General features: G+C 70.6%; 15 protein-coding genes and 1 pseudogene. 10 read left to right on the forward strand and 6 right to left on the reverse strand.

Going from position 1 to position 16,075, the window contains the following annotated elements:
- Nucleotides 1-20: 20 nt before the first annotated feature.
- The 3 genes from FBY35_RS22915 to mug are packed head-to-tail and all read left to right on the forward strand — an operon-like array spanning nt 21 to nt 2,838.
- Nucleotides 21-800, forward strand: coding sequence for an SGNH/GDSL hydrolase family protein (locus FBY35_RS22915; protein ID WP_142215871.1), 780 nt, complete (start codon nt 21-23; stop codon nt 798-800).
- Nucleotides 801-859: 59 nt separating this feature from the next.
- Nucleotides 860-2,293, forward strand: a complete 1,434-nt coding sequence (gene purB, locus FBY35_RS22920) for an adenylosuccinate lyase (protein ID WP_142215872.1) — start codon at nt 860-862, stop codon at nt 2,291-2,293.
- The gene (gene mug, locus FBY35_RS22925) at nt 2,290-2,838 is read left to right on the forward strand and encodes a G/U mismatch-specific DNA glycosylase (protein WP_142215873.1); all 549 of its coding nucleotides are present in this window, start codon (nt 2,290-2,292) and stop codon (nt 2,836-2,838) included. The genes purB and mug overlap by 4 nt, the downstream gene beginning before the upstream one ends.
- Nucleotides 2,839-2,870: 32 nt before the next feature.
- On the opposite strand, the gene FBY35_RS22930 is transcribed toward mug, so the two are convergent.
- Entirely contained in the window at nt 2,871-3,299 is a 429-nt protein-coding gene (locus FBY35_RS22930) for a hypothetical protein (RefSeq protein ID WP_142215874.1), read from the reverse strand.
- Nucleotides 3,300-3,567: 268 nt separating this feature from the next.
- On the opposite strand from FBY35_RS22930, the gene FBY35_RS22935 reads away from it, so the two are divergent.
- Nucleotides 3,568-4,725, forward strand: coding sequence for an ROK family transcriptional regulator (locus tag FBY35_RS22935; protein WP_142215875.1), 1,158 nt, complete (start codon nt 3,568-3,570; stop codon nt 4,723-4,725).
- A gap of 46 nt (nt 4,726-4,771) precedes the next feature.
- Here FBY35_RS22935 and FBY35_RS22940 read toward each other — a convergent pair whose 3' ends face one another.
- Both FBY35_RS22940 and FBY35_RS22945 read right to left on the reverse strand, forming a co-directional pair.
- Entirely contained in the window at nt 4,772-5,536 is a 765-nt protein-coding gene (locus FBY35_RS22940) for a GntR family transcriptional regulator (protein ID WP_142215876.1), read from the reverse strand.
- Nucleotides 5,537-5,784: 248 nt separating this feature from the next.
- Nucleotides 5,785-6,669 (reverse strand): RNA polymerase sigma-70 factor, encoded by an 885-nt coding sequence (locus tag FBY35_RS22945; RefSeq protein WP_142215877.1) that lies wholly within the window; start codon nt 6,667-6,669, stop codon nt 5,785-5,787.
- Nucleotides 6,670-6,842: 173 nt separating this feature from the next.
- Between FBY35_RS22945 and FBY35_RS22950 the strand changes: the two genes are divergently transcribed.
- Nucleotides 6,843-7,673, forward strand: a complete 831-nt coding sequence (locus tag FBY35_RS22950; protein ID WP_142215878.1) for an alpha/beta fold hydrolase — start codon at nt 6,843-6,845, stop codon at nt 7,671-7,673.
- Between the two features lie 36 nt (nt 7,674-7,709).
- Here FBY35_RS22950 and FBY35_RS37395 read toward each other — a convergent pair.
- Nucleotides 7,710-8,549, reverse strand: a pseudogene (locus tag FBY35_RS37395) (DMT family transporter); the annotation flags it as partial.
- Nucleotides 8,550-8,595: 46 nt separating this feature from the next.
- Here FBY35_RS37395 and FBY35_RS22960 point away from each other — a divergent pair.
- The 3 genes from FBY35_RS22960 to FBY35_RS22970 all read left to right on the forward strand — a co-directional run bounded on the left by FBY35_RS22960 (nt 8,596) and on the right by FBY35_RS22970 (nt 12,175).
- Nucleotides 8,596-10,044, forward strand: coding sequence for a PLP-dependent aminotransferase family protein (locus FBY35_RS22960; RefSeq protein WP_142215880.1), 1,449 nt, complete (start codon nt 8,596-8,598; stop codon nt 10,042-10,044).
- 300 nt (nt 10,045-10,344) lie between these two features.
- A complete protein-coding gene (locus FBY35_RS22965; protein WP_142215881.1) occupies nt 10,345-10,683 on the forward strand; it encodes a hypothetical protein in 339 nt (112 codons plus the stop codon).
- Nucleotides 10,684-10,759: 76 nt separating this feature from the next.
- A complete protein-coding gene (locus FBY35_RS22970) occupies nt 10,760-12,175 on the forward strand; it encodes a GNAT family N-acetyltransferase (protein WP_142215882.1) in 1,416 nt (471 codons plus the stop codon).
- Here FBY35_RS22970 and FBY35_RS22975 read toward each other — a convergent pair.
- Nucleotides 12,111-13,310, reverse strand: a complete 1,200-nt coding sequence (locus FBY35_RS22975; RefSeq protein WP_142215883.1) for a PLP-dependent aspartate aminotransferase family protein — start codon at nt 13,308-13,310, stop codon at nt 12,111-12,113. The two genes, FBY35_RS22970 and FBY35_RS22975, sit on opposite strands and share 65 nt — an antisense overlap.
- A 59-nt stretch (nt 13,311-13,369) precedes the next feature.
- On the opposite strand from FBY35_RS22975, the gene FBY35_RS22980 reads away from it, so the two are divergent.
- Nucleotides 13,370-13,873 (forward strand): Lrp/AsnC family transcriptional regulator, encoded by a 504-nt coding sequence (locus tag FBY35_RS22980; protein ID WP_142215884.1) that lies wholly within the window; start codon nt 13,370-13,372, stop codon nt 13,871-13,873.
- A 38-nt stretch (nt 13,874-13,911) separates the two neighbouring features.
- Nucleotides 13,912-15,594 (forward strand): DUF885 domain-containing protein, encoded by a 1,683-nt coding sequence (locus FBY35_RS22985; protein ID WP_142215885.1) that lies wholly within the window; start codon nt 13,912-13,914, stop codon nt 15,592-15,594.
- A 110-nt stretch (nt 15,595-15,704) separates the two neighbouring features.
- Here the strand turns inward: FBY35_RS22985 and FBY35_RS22990 are convergent, their stop codons facing one another.
- Nucleotides 15,705-16,073 (reverse strand): rhodanese-like domain-containing protein, encoded by a 369-nt coding sequence (locus FBY35_RS22990; protein ID WP_142215886.1) that lies wholly within the window; start codon nt 16,071-16,073, stop codon nt 15,705-15,707.
- Nucleotides 16,074-16,075 lie beyond the last annotated feature (2 nt).

Consider the following 16,075-nt stretch of genomic DNA (forward strand, 5'->3'; position numbering starts at 1 on the left):
CGCGGTAGGATCGCTCCGCCATGGAGATGAATGCTAATTACACTAGTTTTGTCGCGGTCGGTGATTCCTTTACCGAAGGCATGTCCGACCTTCAGCCCGACGGTTCCTACCGCGGCTGGGCAGATCTGCTCGCAGGCCGGATGGCCGCGCGCACTGAGGGATTCCGGTACGCGAATCTCGCCGTCCGCGGAAAGCTCATCGGCCAGATCGTGGACGAGCAGGTGGACGTGGCAGCCTCCATGCGGGCCGATGTGGTCACCCTGGTGGGCGGGCTCAATGACACCTTGCGCCCCCGGTGCGACATGGGCAGGGTCCGCGGCCTCCTGGAGGAGGCCGTCGGGAAACTCACGCCGTCCTGCCGTCAGCTGGTCCTGATGCGCAGCCCCGGCCGCAACGGTCCGGTGATGGAACGCTTCCGGCCGCGTATGGAGGAGCTGTTCGGCTACGTCGACGAACTGGCCGCCCGCCACGGCGCCCTGGTGGTGGACCTGTACGGCGCCGACGTGCTCGGCGACCAGCGGATGTGGGACGTGGACCGGCTGCATCTGACGGCCGAGGGGCACAGGCGCGTCGCCGAGGCGGTCTGGCAGACCCTCGGGCACGACGCGGAGGAGGACTGGCGAGCGCTGCTCCCGTCTGCTGTGCGGCCGGGCTGGGCGGCGCGGCGGGTCGGCGACCTGCGGTTCGCACGCCAATATCTGGGGCCGTGGATCGGGCGGCGGTTGACGGGCCGCTCATCGGGCGACGGCCGTCCGGCCAAGCGGCCCGAGCTGCTGCCGTACGTGGATCCGCGTTCGTAGCAAGCCACAAACCGGACCGGGGCGCTGGCCTGCGCAAACCGCCAGTAGAATCCGTACACGTGACAGCCAAGCCCCGCATCCCCAATGTCCTGGCCGGCCGCTACGCCTCCGCGGAGCTGGCCGTCCTGTGGTCCCCCGAGCAGAAGGTGAAGCTGGAGCGTCAGCTCTGGCTCGCGGTCCTGCGCGCCCAGAAGGACCTCGGCATCGAGGTGCCCGAGGCCGCCATCGCCGACTACGACCGGGTGCTCGACCAGGTCGACCTGGCATCGATCGCCGAGCGCGAGAAGGTGACCCGCCACGATGTGAAGGCGCGCATCGAGGAGTTCAACGCGCTGGCGGGCCATGAGCAGGTCCACAAGGGCATGACGTCTCGCGATCTGACCGAGAACGTCGAGCAGCTGCAGATCCGGCTTTCGCTTGAGCTGATGCGCGACCGCACGGTCGCGGTACTCGCCCGGCTCGGCAAGCTCTCGGGTGAGTACGCCGAGCTGGTGATGGCCGGACGCTCGCACAATGTCGCCGCGCAGGCCACGACGCTTGGCAAGCGCTTCGCGACCGCGGCCGACGAACTGCTCGTGGCGTACGGACGCCTCGAAGATCTGCTGGGCCGCCACCCGCTGCGCGGCATCAAGGGCCCGGTCGGCACCGCGCAGGACATGCTCGACCTGCTCGGCGGCGACGCCGCCAAGCTCGCCGAGCTCGAGCAGCGCATCGCCGGGCATCTCGGCTTCGCGCACGCCTTCACCTCGGTCGGTCAGGTCTACCCCCGTTCCCTCGACTACGACGTGGTCTCCGCGCTGGTGCAGTTGGCCGCCGCGCCCTCCTCCGTCGCCAAGACGATCCGGCTGATGGCCGGGCACGAGCTCGTCACCGAGGGCTTCAAGCCCGGCCAGGTCGGCTCCTCGGCGATGCCGCACAAGATGAATACCCGCTCCTGCGAGCGCGTCAACGGCCTGATGGTCATCCTCCGCGGCTACGCCTCGATGACCGGCGAGCTGGCGGGCGACCAGTGGAACGAGGGCGATGTCTCCTGCTCCGTGGTGCGCCGGGTCGCGCTGCCGGACGCGTTCTTCGCCTTCGACGGTCTCCTGGAGACCTTCCTGACCGTGCTCGACGAGTTCGGCGCCTTCCCCGCCGTGGTCGCCCGCGAACTGGACCGCTACCTCCCCTTCCTCGCCACCACCAAGGTGCTGATGGGTGCCGTACGGGCCGGGGTCGGCCGCGAGCTCGCTCACGAGGCCATCAAGGAGAACGCGGTCGCGTCGGCGCTGGCGATGCGGGAGCAGGGTGCCGAGCGCAATGAACTGCTCGACAAGCTGGCCGCGGACGAGCGGATTCCGCTGGATCGGGCGCAGTTGGACGCCCTGATGGCCGACAAGCTCTCGTTCACGGGGGCCGCGGCCGACCAGGTGGCGGCCGTGGTCTCCAGGATCGAGGAGATCGTCAAGCAGCACCCGGAGGCCGCCGGCTACACCCCGGGGTCGATCCTCTGACCCCCGAGGAGTTGGAGGCCGCTCGCGATCGCATCGTCCCGGATGTGGTCGCGGGCGGGCTCTCCGTGCTGTTCTGCGGTATCAACCCGGGCCTGATGACCGCGGCGACGGGCCATCACTTCGCCCGGCCGGGCAACCGCTTCTGGCCGGTGCTGCATCTGTCGGGCTTCACACCACGGCAGTTCAAGCCCGCCGAACAGGAAGAACTGCTCGGGCACCGATTGGGTATCACCAATGTGGTGGCCAGGGCGACTGCTCGCGCCGACGAACTGAGCGACGAGGAGTTCCGCGAGGGCGGTCGGCTGCTGACGGCCAAGGTCCAGCGGCTGCGTCCGCGATGGCTGGCGGTCGTCGGCGTCACCGCCTACCGCACGGCCTTCGGCGAGAAGAAGGCCCGGATCGGGCGGCAGGAGCGCACGATCGGTGAGACGAATATCTGGGCGCTGCCCAACCCGAGCGGGCTCAACGCACATTGGACCGCGCAGACGATGGCCGAGGAGTTCGGCCGGTTGCGCGAGGCAGCGGAAGCTGAAAGGGACGGTTAACTGCCGACCGGTTCGCCGGGGGACGGCTGTCTCTAGGGCGGCTCGGTCTCGGTGACCACGGCCAGCAGCTGGAACCTGGTCAGCCCAACGGCTATCCACCGGTCCTCGATCCGCCACAGATGCAGCCATTCCATCTGCTCGCTGAGCCTGCGCCACGGGTCGGGCACCTCTTCGTCCCTCTCGACGCGCAGCCGCGTACTGGCGAGGCTGAAGATGTCCGGCTCGCCCCAGCGCCGTTCGAGTACGTTCAGCAGGGCGCCGTGCTCCTGCGCACGCTGGTCGGCCGCTGCGTCCCCGTCCCCGTCCTCGTACCCGTCCGCTCCGTCGTCGCCGAACTGCCCGTTCAGCTCCGCCACGTGAAATCCGGGGCCTTGCGAGCCGACGTCCGACGGGCCGGGCTCCGCGGGGAACGCCCGGGAACGCAGCAAGTCGATCGTGTCGAGGTGCTGTGCCGTGGTCATGCCCCCCAGTAAACCGGCCCGCACTGACATTTGGCTGTCCGTCAGGCGTCGCGGCGGCTCAGCGCCCACCAGCCCGCCGCCACCGCGAGGGCCGTCCAGGCCGCCAGGACCGCCATACCGCTCCAGGGTCCCAGTGTCCCCGAGGGATCCTGCAGCAAGATCTGCCGGCCCGACCGACCGGACAGGATCTCGCCCCAGGATTGCTCGCCGCTGTCGCAGCCAGCGAGTACGATCCGGCACACACGCGCTCGAACTGGGAGGACACACGGTGGGGCGGCTGACCGGCGGAGACCCGTCGCTGCTGCGGCGGATCAATTCCGCGGTGGTACTCCATGCACTGCGGGGTGCTGACTCCCCCACGCTCACGGATCTGACCCGGATCACCGGCCTGTCCCGGCCGACCGTGGAGGGTGTGATCGAGGGGCTCATCGAGGGCGGGCTCGTCGTCGAGAGCGTCCCCGAGGAGGGCGGTGCCCGACGCCAGGGGCGCCCCGCCCGGCGGTTCAGGTTCCGGGCCGAGGCCGGTCATCTGCTGGGCGTCGAGATCGGGGCCCACCGGATCACCGCCCTGCTGTCCGGTCTGGACGGGCGGATCATCGGCGCCGGATCAAGGGAGGTCTCGGAGACTGCCTCTGCGGACGAGCGTCTTGAGCGGGTGCGGCAGGTCGTCGCCGATGTCCTGCGCAGGACCGGCGTCGCACGCAGCAGCCTGCGGGCCGTCGGGGTGGGCTCCCCCGGCATCGTGGAGGCCGACGGAACCGTACGGCTCGGGACCGCGCTGCCCGGCTGGACCGGGCTGGCGCTCGGAGAGCGGCTGCGCAGGTCGTTCCGCTGCCCTGTGCTGGTCGAGAACGACGCCAACGCCGCCGCTGTGGCCGAGCATTGGAAGGGCGCGGCGACCGAGTCCGACGACATCGTGTTCGTACTGGCCGGGCTCAGCCCGGGTGCGGGCTCGCTGATCGGCGGACGGCTGCACCGCGGTTTCGGGGGCGCGGCGGGCGAGATCGGGGCGCTGCATCTGCTCGGCCGCGAGGTGACCCCCGAGAAGCTGCTGTCGACGACCGACGAGCCGCTGCACCCGCTGGACGAGCAGGCGGTCGCCGAGGTTTTCGCCCATGCCAAGCAGGGTGACCCGAGGGCGCAGGAGGCCGTCGAGCGGTTCATCCAGCGGCTGGTTCACGATGTGGCAGCTCTGGTGCTGGCACTGGATCCGGAGCTGGTGGTCATCGGTGGCTGGGCAGCGGGGATCGACGGCGTGCTCGATCCGCTGCGCGACGAGCTGTCCCGGTACTGTCTGCGCCCGCCGCGGGTGACCCTGTCACTGCTCGGCGAGGCGGCCGTGGCGACCGGTGCGCTGCGCCTCGCGCTCGACCATGTCGAGGAGCAGTTGTTCGCCGTCGAGGGAACGGTGACGGCCCGCCGCTGAGCGTGAGCTCGGTCCGACGAGCCGTTGGTGGAGCAGAGTTCGGGGCTCAGGAGGCGCGGCGCTCCTGGTCGTGGGGGCTGAAGTCCAGATCGCCGGAGTCCCCGAAGGTCAGCCGGCAGGTGTCGGCGCGGTAGGTGGCCACCGAGACGGCGGCGGTCCTGCCCTCGGAGAAGTAGCGCGTGGTGACGACCAGGACGGGCGCGCCCGGCAGCCGGTCGAGTTCCTTGGCGTCGTCGGCGCGGGCAGAGCCCAGCTCCACCGCGCGGTCCTGTCCCTCGAACTCGAGGCGATGGAGCTCTCGCAGCACGGCGCGGGCCCGCGCGGCACCGGACGGAGCGTCGATCGCGGAGAGTTCGGGCACGGAGGAGTCCGGTATGTACAGGAGCTCGGCGGCGACCGACTGACCGTGGGAGACGCGCAGCCGGCGGACGGAGTGCGTCGGTTCGTCGGCCTCGGTCTCCAGCAGTCGCGCGACCGCGGCGGGCGGGAGGACCGTTTGGCAGTCGACGGACTGCCAGGAGTCCTGCCCGGTGCCCGGCCAGGCCTGCTCGGTGGTGGAGACGTCGACGCCCACACGTGGCGGCGCGACGGTGGTGCCGACGCCGCGACGGCGCTGCAACCTGCCTTCCAGCTCCAGCTGTTCGAGCGCCTGACGGAGTGTGGCGCGGGCGACTCCGAAGCGAGCGGCGAGATCTCGCTCGTTGGGAAGGATCTCCCCCACCGAGAAATCGGAGTCGAGTGCTTCGCCGATCACGGTCTTGAGGTGCCAGTACTTAGGTTCCGGCACCGAATCCAGCTGCGTGGTCCCCACCCTGATCCTCCGCAATCGCCGTTCCAGCGGCGGCTATTCCGCGCCCTTGTTTATTAAAGGTTCCTGCACTATCTCTGCGACCATAGGACGGTACATGTACTTGGTCAAGACCAATCCTGCGGACGTTACGCAACGGAACCGGACGGATTCGCAGAGCGTTCACGGGACGTTCGTACCGCGTGACACACGCGCAGCAAAAGACCCCGTGGCCGGTTCTGGCCACGGGGTCTGACGTGGGAAAGGACGCTCTATGCCGGGGTCAGCGAGGTGAGCTTGTCGGGGTTGCGGATGATGTAGACGCACTGGATCCGACCGTCCAGCACCTCCAGTTGGAACACGCTGTCCGGCTTTCCGCCGGAGAGCACAAGGAGCGAGGGCGCACCGTTGAGTTCGACGAAGCGGAAGCCCATCTCCGGGATCGGCTGGCGCGTCACTGCGAACAGGAAGCGTCCGACCTTGTCCGCGCTCTCCATGACCCGCAGCGGGGCCTTGGCCTTGCCGCCGCTGTCGCCCACCAGGCGCACGTCCGGTGCCAGCAGACTCAGCAGCGACTGAAGGTCTCCGCCTGAGGCGGCGGCCAGGAAGCGTTCGGTGAGGTCGCGGCGTTCGGTGGGGTCGACGTCGTAGCGGGGCCTGCGCTCCTCGACATGGCGGCGGGCGCGGCCCGCGAGCTGCCGGACGGCCGCCTCGGACCGGTCGAGGGTGGTTGCGATCTCCGCGTACGGGAATCCGAAGGCCTCGCGCAGCACGAACACCGCGCGCTCAAGCGGCGACAGCGCCTCCAGCACGACCAGGACGGCGAGGCTGACGGATTCGGCGAGTACAGCCTGCTCCGCGGTGTCGGGGACGGTGTATCCGAAGTCGGTGGCGAGCGGTTCGGGCAGCCAGGGGCCGACATACGCCTCGCGGCGCGACTGGGCCTGGCGCAGCCGGTCGATGGCGAGGCGGGTGGTGATCCGTACGAGATAGCCGCGCGGCTCCCGGACGTCGCTGCGGTCCTCGGCCGACCACCGCAGCCAGGCCTCCTGAACCACGTCCTCGGCGTCGGCCACCCGGCCGAGCATCCGGTAGGCCACGCCGGTCAGAACGGGCCGGTGCTCTTCGAAGACGTCCGTCACGGTGTCGATTGCCACGCCCCCATCCCAACCCATCGCTCTGCACCTGTCCAGCCGGTTCGGGGTGCGGTGCACGACACAGGGAGCCCCGCGTAGGCTCGCCCCCTTGAACTGGAAGCTACTGAGCGGTAATTGTTACTGACAAGCCGTCCAAGACGTCTTCACGCGGGCGACACCAGGGAGCAGCAAGCATGGCCGAGAAAATCTCGTTCTCCATCGAGTCCGCCCGTGGCAGCCGGGCACTGTCCGTCAGGTACGAGCGTGCGGGCACGGGCGAGCCGCTGCTGCTGCTCCATGGAATCGGGCACCACTGGCAGGCCTGGGAGCCAGTCATGGGAATCCTGGCGGCAGAGCGCGATGTCATCGCCATCGACCTGCCCGGCTTCGGCACGTCCCCCGCGCTTCCGGACGGTGTTGCGTACGACCTGACCACCGTCGGCTCGGTCCTCGGTGCGATGTGCGAGGCGCTGGCGATCGAACGCCCCCATGTCGCGGGGAACTCGCTGGGCGGGCTGCTCGCCCTGGAGTTGGGCCGGGAGAAGCTCGTCCGGTCGGTCACGGCCCTCTCCCCCGCCGGCTTCTGGTCACCGGGCGAGCGCCAGTACGCCTTCGGGATGCTGCTCACCATGCGGCGCGCGGCCCAGGCGATGCCGCTGCCCCTGATCGAGGGACTGTCCCGGTCGATCGCCGGGCGGGCGGCACTGACCAGCAGCATCTACGCGCGGCCCGGGCGGCGTTCACCCGAGGCGGCGGTCGCGGAGACCCTCGCCCTGCGCGAGGCCACCGGTTTCCACCAGACGCTCGCCGCCGGCCGCAGCATCATGTTCACCGACGATGTGCCCGATGTGCCGGTCACCATCGGCTGGGGCACGCGGGACCGGCTGCTGCTGCGCCGCCAGGGCATCCGCGCCAAGCACGTCATCCCCTCTGCCCGGCTGGTACGACTGCCCGGCTGCGGCCATGTCCCCATGAACGACGATCCCGCGCTGGTCGCCCGCGTGATCCTGGACGGCAGCCGCTGACCGCTTGTTGAACACGCCCGAGCCGAGCGCGGCGCCCACCCCGACCAGTACGCCGCCCGCCGCCTGGGGCGCGCCGAACGAGCCCGTCCCGACGAGCGGCGCGCTCAGGGCGGCGGCGACGGGGATCACTCCGGAGAAGAGCGTGGCGCGCTCGGCGCCGATGCGCTGCACACCCATGTACCAGGTGACGAATCCGACGACCGTGACGACGGCCGCCTGCCACAGCAGTGCGAGCGTCTCCGCCTGCGCCGGCGCGCGCACAAAGCCGGCGCCGTCGAGCACAAGGCCGAGGACCGTGGATTCGACGGCGGCGATGCCGCAGACCGTGGCGGTGAGCAGCTTGGGGCCGAGCGGGCGCAGTACGGGAGTGGCGAGGACGGCGAAGCCGACCTCGCCGGCCAGCGCCCCCGCCGACCACACGATGCCGATCAGGTCGGTACGGCCCCACCCCTGGACGGTGAAGGCTCCGGCCGCCACCAGCAGCGCTCCGTACAGGACGGGCCGGGCGGGCCGCCGACCGTCCAGGAGCGGGACGAGCACAGCGACGATGACGGGCGCGCAGCCGACGAACACGCCCGGAACGGCAGGCTCCGAGGTGCGTTCAGCGGCCAGGATCGCCAGGTTGAATCCGACCATGCCGACGGCGGCGAGTACGGCGAGCCGTGCCCATTGCGACCGGCCGAGGGCCCGCAGTGGCGCGAGCCCGGCCCGTCCGCCGAGCAGCGGCAGCAGGAGCAGACAGGCCAGGGCGTAGCGCAGCGCCTGACCGCCCGCGTACGGATAGTCCCCGAGGACGCTGTTGGCGGTGAAGGAGGCGCCGACGAGGACGTAGGCGAAGCTGACGAGCAGCGCCCCGCGCAGGGAATTCGCGTTCATGTGGCGACGCTATGGATCGGGGCGGACCCGGTTAAGGTCCACTTCCATGACATCATCGGGGACCACTTCGGCCGCCGGCGGATCTTCACGGGGCGAGGCCTGGAACACCGCCTGGGAACTGCTGCTGCCCGCAGCCGCCGCCCCGGCCCGGCAGCGCGGGCGCGCCCTGCAGTCGGCGCTGCGCGACGCCGTGCGGTCCGGACGGCTCGCGGCCGGCACTCGGCTGCCGTCCAGCCGCGAGCTCGCCGCCGATCTGGGCGTCTCACGTGGCCTGGTCACCGAGGCGTACGAACAGCTGACCGCCGAGGGGTATCTGCGCAGCGACCGGGGCGCGGGCACCTGGGTGGGCGACGCGGCGCGCACGGCTGTACGCGGGGCGCGGGACCTGGCGCCGCGCACTCCCGGCGCACGGGTGGACTTCCGTCCCGGGACGCCCGATCTCTCGCTCTTCCCGCGCGCCGCGTGGACCGCCACGCACAAGTCCGTGCTCGCGCGGCTGCCGCACCGGGCTCTGGGCTATCCCGATCCGCGCGGACTGCCTGAACTGCGCACCGCGCTGGCCTCGTTGCTCACCCGGCGGCGCGGCGTGGTGGCCGATCCGGAATCTCTGGTGGTGTGTTCGGGCGTCGCGCAGGCGATGACGCTGCTCGGATTCGTCCTGCACGGGCACGGCCTGCGGACGGTTGGTGTCGAGGACCCGGGAAGTCCCGATCACGGGTCGCTGTTCGCGGCGGCCGGGCTGAGTACGACACCGCTGCCGCTGGACGGCGAAGGGCTCGCCACCGGGTCGCTGGAACGTTCCGGTGTCCGTGCCGTGGTGACCACTCCGGCCCACCAGTTCCCGACCGGGATCGCCTGCTCGGCGAGGCGTCGCACCGAACTCCTCGACTGGGCACGGTCGGTGGACGGCCTGATCGTCGAGGACGACTACGACGGCGACTTCCGCTACGACCGCGCTCCCGTCGGGGCTCTCCAGGGGCTCGACCCGGACCGCGTCGCCTACACCGGATCGGTCAGCAAGTCCCTGGCGCCGGGGCTGCGGCTGGGCTGGCTGGTGGTGCCCGCCCGCCTGGTGGACGAGGTGGTCGAGCGCAAACGCACCATGGATCTCGGCAACCCCGCCCTGGACCAGGCACTCCTCGCGGAGTTCGTCGACCGCGGCGGCTACGACCGGCAGTTGCGCCGCTGCCAGCGCGCCTACCGGGAGCGGCGGGACACCGTTGTCGCGGCGCTGACGGAGCACTTTCCGGGCTCACAGGTCAGCGGCATCGCGGCCGGGCTGCACATCATCGCGACACTCCCGGAGCGCTACGGTCCCGAGCCCGGGTTTGTCCAGCGCGCAGGGGCGGCCGGTGTCGCGGTGCGCCCGCTGGCCGACTACCGGGTGGCGAGCGCCGAGGCCACCGGCGTACGCCTGGTGCTCGGGTACGCGCACCTGGCGCCGTCCGACATCGTGCGCGGGGTGCGCCTGATGGCCGAAGCGGTCATGCCATAGGGCGCGTTGTTCACTTGGGGTTCGCGCCCCGGCCGTGGCCGGACGCCAGGCATGGCTCGGCACACCCGTCCGACCTGCCCCAGGAGGCCAAGCGATGTCGCACAGCCCGCGCAGTTCGTCCCCCGACCGCCGTTCCGTACTGCGCGGCACAGTCGCAAAGTGCTTCAGCCCGGGCGCGTGGGGCAGTAGTACGCGGCCGCCGGCGCTCCCACCAACCGGAGTGCCGGGGCCGGTCCCCGTGCCGGGCTGGACGGCCTGCTGCTCGGCCGCGATCTGGCCGAGCTGGTGGGGCTCGGTCTGGTGAAACCCAACCGGCTGGCCGAATCGGCCCGTATGGCGGCCGCGACCGGTGCGTATGCGACAACCTGGTCCGCGCTCGCCGGGGCGCTGCCCGGACTGCTGACGGCGCGGACACCTTCGCGCGGCCTGGGAGAGCTACTGGGCGTGGCCGCCGACTGCGTCGAGCGCTGCGGGACGGCCGCAGTGTTTTCAGTGGGCCTGGAAGGGATACCCGGGCTGGCAGAGCTGGCAGCCCGCCGGGGCTCTTCCCAGCTCATCGCCCAGGCGTCCCGGCTACTGAAAGCCATGAACCAGGGAGCCGAACAGTCCACGCCACAAACGGCAAGAAATGGCATATAGCGAACCAGATCCGGGCTTAACCCATCAGTCACAAAGCGTTCGTGATCACGCAACACCATGCGGTCACAGTGGTGGCATGACTGATGTGACTTCTGCGAAGACCGCCCGCCGTCCACACCACTGGCGGCGGGATCTCGTCGAGTTGGCGGCCATGTTCACCGCCGTAGCTGTCGCCGATGCCATCGCCAACATGGTCGGGCACGGTCCCGACGGCCCGTTCCTGCTCATCACCTCGGCCGTGGCGCTCGTCGCGACGGCTGGCTTCCACACATGGTGGGCACGACGCCACAGCCATGCCCCTCCGGTGCACGTGTCCGATACCGCCGGTGAGGCCCGGCTGGGCGCCGCGGCACGGGAGGCCGCCGGGCCCGAGCTCGCCGCGCGCGGCGGCGAGCTGTTCGAGACCTCGCTGTGGCGGATGCGTACCACCGTGCAGGACACGCCCGGCAGCCTGGCCGCGCTGTGCACCGCCCTCGCCCGGCATCAGGTGGACATCCTGACCCTGCAGACGCATCCGCTCGCCGAGGGCACGGTGGACGAGTTCCTGCTGCGTGCCCCGGCCCCCCTCCAGGCGAGGCAGCTGGGCCTGGAGATCTCCGCGGCGGGCGGCCGCAACACCTGGATCGAGCGCGCCGACGCCCACGATCTCGTCGACACCCCCACCCGGGTGCTCGGCCTCGCCACCCGTACCGCCCTGGACGCGGCCGAACTGCCGCTCGCGCTGCGCCAGTTGCTCGGCCGCTGCACCATCCACTCACTGCCCGCCGTCAGCCTCTCCGGCCGGCCGACGGGCGAGACGCCTCCCGTCGAGGGCGTGCTGGAGGAGACGGTGATGCGGCTGCGCGACCCGAACGGCGGCGCGATCACCGTCGAGCGGCCCTATCTGCCCTTCACCCCGACGGAGTTCGCCCGGGCGCGGGCCCTGGTCGAGCTGGATGCCCGCCTCGGCCCCCGCATCCCGCGCAGCGAGGACGTCCTCACCCTCCCCGAGGGCAATGAGATCATCGTGCGCCGCGCCGACCAGGACGATGTCCAGGCGGCGAAGGCCATGCACGACCGCTGCTCCGACCGCACTCTGAGCCTGCGCTACCACGGCCCGGTCAACGACGCCGACCGCTATCTCAATCATCTGCTCAGCCCGCGCTTCGGCCGCACACTCGCCGTGCAGACGGTCTCCGGCAAGCTGGTCGCCCTCGGCCACCTGCTGTGGGACGGCGACGAGACCGAGGTCGCCCTGCTCGTCGAGGACGACTGGCAGCGCCGCGGCATCGGCACGGAGCTGCTCGGCCGGCTGGTCGACATGGCCGTCGAGGCCGGCTGCGAGAGTGTCTACGCCGTGACCCAGTCGTCCAACACCGGCATGGTCGCGGCCATGCGCGGTCTCGGGCTGCCCCTCGACTTTCAGATCGAGGAGGGCACGCTGGTGATCACCGCCCGACTGGACGCGACTGCTGTACGCTCCCGCGCTCGCTTCGAACAGGTCGAACGCTGAGGGCCTCCGTCAGGTCGCGCCACAGATCCTCGACGTCCTCCAGCCCCACCGACAGCCGCAGCAGCCGGTCGCTGACGCCCGCCGAGCGCCGGTCTCCCTCCGCCACAATGCGGTGACTGATGGAGGCCGGGTGCTGAATAAGGGTGTCGACGCTGCCGAGACTGACCGCCGGAGTGATCAGCCGTACGTTCGCGATCACGTCGTGCGGGTCGCCGTACACCTCGAAGGAGACCATCGCGCCGCCGATCCGCGGATAGTGGACGCGGGCGACGCGCGGGTCGGCCGCCAGGCGGCAGGCCAGGTCGGCGGCGGTGGTGGAGGCGGCCCGTACCCGTACCGGAAGGGTCGACAGTCCCCGAAGCAGCAGATATCCGGCCATCGGGTGCAGAACGCCGCCTGTCGCGAAGCGCACCTGGCGCAGCCTGCCCGCGAATTCCTCGTCGCAGGCCACCACTCCGCCCATCACATCGCCGTGTCCGCCCAGATACTTCGTGGCACTGTGCAGCACGATCCGGGCGCCGTGCTCCACCGGCCGCTGGAGTACGGGCGTGGCGAAGGTGTTGTCGACGAGCAGCGGCACGGAGCCGCAGGCGTGCCGCACGGCCCGCAGGTCGACCTCCGCCAGCGTCGGGTTCGCGGGCGTCTCCACCATCACCAGACCGGTGTCCGGCCGGATCGCCGCGGCGATGCCCGCCGGGTCGGTCCAGGTCACCTCGGTGCCCAGCAGCCCGGCGGCGAGCAGATGGTCGCTGCACCCGTACAGCGGACGCACCGCGACCACATGGCGCAGCCCCATGCTCGCCCGTACCAGCAGTACGGCGGTCAGCGCCGCCATGCCGCTGGCGAAGGCGACCGCGCTCTCGGTCCCCTCCAGCCTGGCCAGAGCGGTCTCGAAGCGGGCCGTGGTCGGGTTGTCCAGCCTGGCGTAGACGGGCGGCCCCTCCAGGCGCGCTCCGGTGGCGGCGAACTCGTCGATCCGTTCCGCTTCGGCTGCGGCGTCGTAGGACGGGTAGGTGGTCGACAGATCCAGCGGCGGGGCATGCAGACCGAGCTGCGCGAGATCCTCGCGTCCGGCGTGGACTGCTTCGGTGGCCAGCGCCCGGGGTGGGTGGGCGGCGAAGGCTGCGTTCTCCATGCGCGCACTGTGAACACTCACCGGCAGGTGTTGGCCATGGCCCGTGCTACGTTCGGCGAATGGCTGAAACTGTCGCTCTCGACCCGGTGGATCTTCAAATACTCCGCCTGCTGCAGAACGACGCCCGGACCACCTACCGCGATCTGGCGGCGGAGGTCGGAGTCGCTCCATCCACGTGCCTTGACCGGGTGGCGAGGCTACGCCGCTCCGGTGTGATCCTCGGACACCGGCTGGCCCTCGACCCGGCCCGGCTGGGGCGGGGGCTGGAGGCACTGCTCTCCGTACAGGTCCGTCCGCACCGGCGTGAACTGATCGGTCCGTTCGTCGAGCGCATCCGGGCCCTGCCCGAGTCCCGTGCCCTGTTCCACCTCACCGGCCCGGACGACTACTTGGTGCATGTGGCTGTGGCGGACACCGCGGATCTGCAGCGGCTCGTGGTGGACGAATTCACCTCCAGGCGCGAGGTCGCCCGGGTCGAAACCCGGTTGATCTTCCAGCAGTGGGACTGCGGCCCGCTGCTGCCTCCCCCGACAGGTGGCTGTCAGGCCGCCGGGGCTCGATGATGGTGACGCGGAGGCCCCGCTCGTATGAGGATGTGCGCATGTCAGTCACCCTCAGCAGCCAGCTGCCCCGCCAGGTCGCCGACTCCTATGTCGACGCACTCATCGAACTCGATCCGACGATTGGCACATATCTCGGGGTCAAGGAGAGCTCGGGTCTCCTTCCGGACTACTCCCCCGCAGGTCAGGAGGCATGCGCCGAGCTTGCACGCGAGACGCTGGCCAGGCTCGACCATGCGGAGAAGCTGCCGGGTGCCGAGAGCGACGCCGAGCGGCGCTGCGCGCGGCTGCTGCGGGAGCGTCTGACGGCGGAACTCGCTGTTCACGAGGCGGATGAGGGTCTGCGAACAGTGAGCAATCTGCGCTCACCTGTGCATTCGGTGCGCGAGGTGTTCACCGTGACGCCCACCCAGAGCGATGAGGACTGGGCCGCCGTCGCACAGCGGCTGCGTGCCGTGCCGCGCGCGCTCGAGGGTTACCGCACCTCGCTGGAACTGGGACTGGAGCGCAAGCTGCTGGCCGGCCCACGTGCCACGCAGACGAATATCAGCCAAATTACGGAGTGGATTGGCACGGACCGGAGTTGGTTCGGCACCTTCGTGGCGGACGGCCCCGCCACGCTCCGTACCGAACTCGACGCCGCGGCCCGCTCGGCGACCGAAGCCCTGGTCGAGCTGCGCGACTGGATGCGCGATGTGTACGCACCTGCCCTGGCGGACGCGCCCGACACAGTGGGGCGCGAGCGCTATGCCCGCTGGTCGCGCTACTTCAACGGTACCGACCTCGATCTCGACGAGGCATACGCGTACGGCTGGTCCGAGTACCACCGGCTGCTGGCCGAGATGAAGACCGAGGCCGACAAGATCCTTCCGGGCGCCGGGCCCTGGGAGGCGCTCGCACACCTCGATGTGCACGGCGAGCACATCGAAGGCGTCGAGGAGGTGCGGGTCTGGCTGCAGAAGCTGATGGACGAGGCGATCGAGGCGCTGGACGGCACACACTTCGAACTCGCCGAGCGGGTACGGAAGGTCGAGTCCCGGATCGCTCCCCCGGGCGGCGCGGCGGCGCCGTACTACACCGCCCCCTCGGAGGACTTCACCCGCCCCGGACGCACCTGGCTGCCGACCATGGGCGAGACACGCTTCCCGGTGTACGACCTGGTGTCGACCTGGTACCACGAGGGCGTCCCCGGCCACCATCTTCAGATCGCGCAGTGGGTGCATGTCGCGGACCAGCTCTCCCGCTACCAGGCGACCGTCGGCGGGGTGAGCGCCAACGCCGAGGGCTGGGCGCTGTATGCGGAGCGGCTGATGGACGAACTCGGGTTCCTGCCCGACCCGGAGCGCAGGCTCGGCTATCTGGACGCGCAGATGATGCGGGCATGCCGGGTGATCGTGGACATCGGCATGCATCTGGAGCTGGAGATTCCGGCGGACTCGCCGTTCCACCCGGGCGAGGTCTGGACGCCGGAGCTGGCGCAGGAGTTCTTCGGCAGTCACAGCGGGCGGCCCGCCGACTTCGTGGAGAGCGAGCTGACGCGGTATCTGTCGGTGCCGGCGCAGGCGATCGGCTACAAGCTGGGCGAGCGGGCCTGGCTGCTGGGCCGGGAGAAGGCGCGCAAGGCGCACGGCGACGCGTTCGACGCGAAGGGGTGGCACATGGCGGCGCTGTCGCAGGGTTCGCTGGGGCTGGACGATCTGGTCGACGAGCTGTCCAAGCTCTGAGCACTGCTTCGGACCGGTTCCGACCAGTTCGGACCGTGAGTGAGACGGCGGCGGGGCCCGGGGACGAGACACCCCCTGAGCCCCGCCACCGGGTCGAACGTCGAGGGTCGTCAGCAGCCGCAGTCGTCCGCGTCGACGGGCGCCGTCAGCGGGTCGGCCTCGCGCCTGCGGCTGCCCTCCCAGGTCTCGAACTCGAAGCCCTCACGCGCCCAGTACTCGAAGCCTCCGAGCATCTCCTTGACCTGGTAAGCGCAGTTCGGCGAGAGCGAGCGCGGCACGGGTCGCCTGTTGCAGCCCGGGCCCCAGCAGTAGGTGACAACCGGCACCTCCTTGTCGAGCAGTTGCCCGGCCTGCTCAGGTATCAGCGCGGTCGGCAGATGGATCGCAGCGGGGACGTGCCCCTGGTCCCAGGACTCGGTCGAGCGCGAGTTTATCCGGGCAGTTTGGCAGCGTCTCAGTGACGCACGAAGTGTGTTGATTC

Origin of the sequence: Streptomyces sp. SLBN-118, from assembly GCF_006715635.1 — a bacterium.
GTDB lineage: Bacteria > Actinomycetota > Actinomycetes > Streptomycetales > Streptomycetaceae > Streptomyces.

Bases quoted from the DNA above. Each gene is read 5' to 3' on its own strand.
- FBY35_RS22915 (WP_142215871.1), top strand. From the start codon at position 21: ATGGAGATGAATGCTAATTACACTAGTTTTGTCGCGGTCGGTGATTCC.
- FBY35_RS22930 (WP_142215874.1), bottom strand. From the start codon at position 3,299: ATGACCACGGCACAGCACCTCGACACGATCGACTTGCTGCGTTCCCGG.
- FBY35_RS22950 (WP_142215878.1), top strand. From the start codon at position 6,843: ATGGCCGAGAAAATCTCGTTCTCCATCGAGTCCGCCCGTGGCAGCCGG.
- FBY35_RS22960 (WP_142215880.1), top strand. From the start codon at position 8,596: ATGACATCATCGGGGACCACTTCGGCCGCCGGCGGATCTTCACGGGGC.
- FBY35_RS22970 (WP_142215882.1), top strand. From the start codon at position 10,760: ATGACTGATGTGACTTCTGCGAAGACCGCCCGCCGTCCACACCACTGG.
- FBY35_RS22975 (WP_142215883.1), bottom strand. From the start codon at position 13,310: ATGGAGAACGCAGCCTTCGCCGCCCACCCACCCCGGGCGCTGGCCACC.
- FBY35_RS22980 (WP_142215884.1), top strand. From the start codon at position 13,370: ATGGCTGAAACTGTCGCTCTCGACCCGGTGGATCTTCAAATACTCCGC.
- FBY35_RS22985 (WP_142215885.1), top strand. From the start codon at position 13,912: ATGTCAGTCACCCTCAGCAGCCAGCTGCCCCGCCAGGTCGCCGACTCC.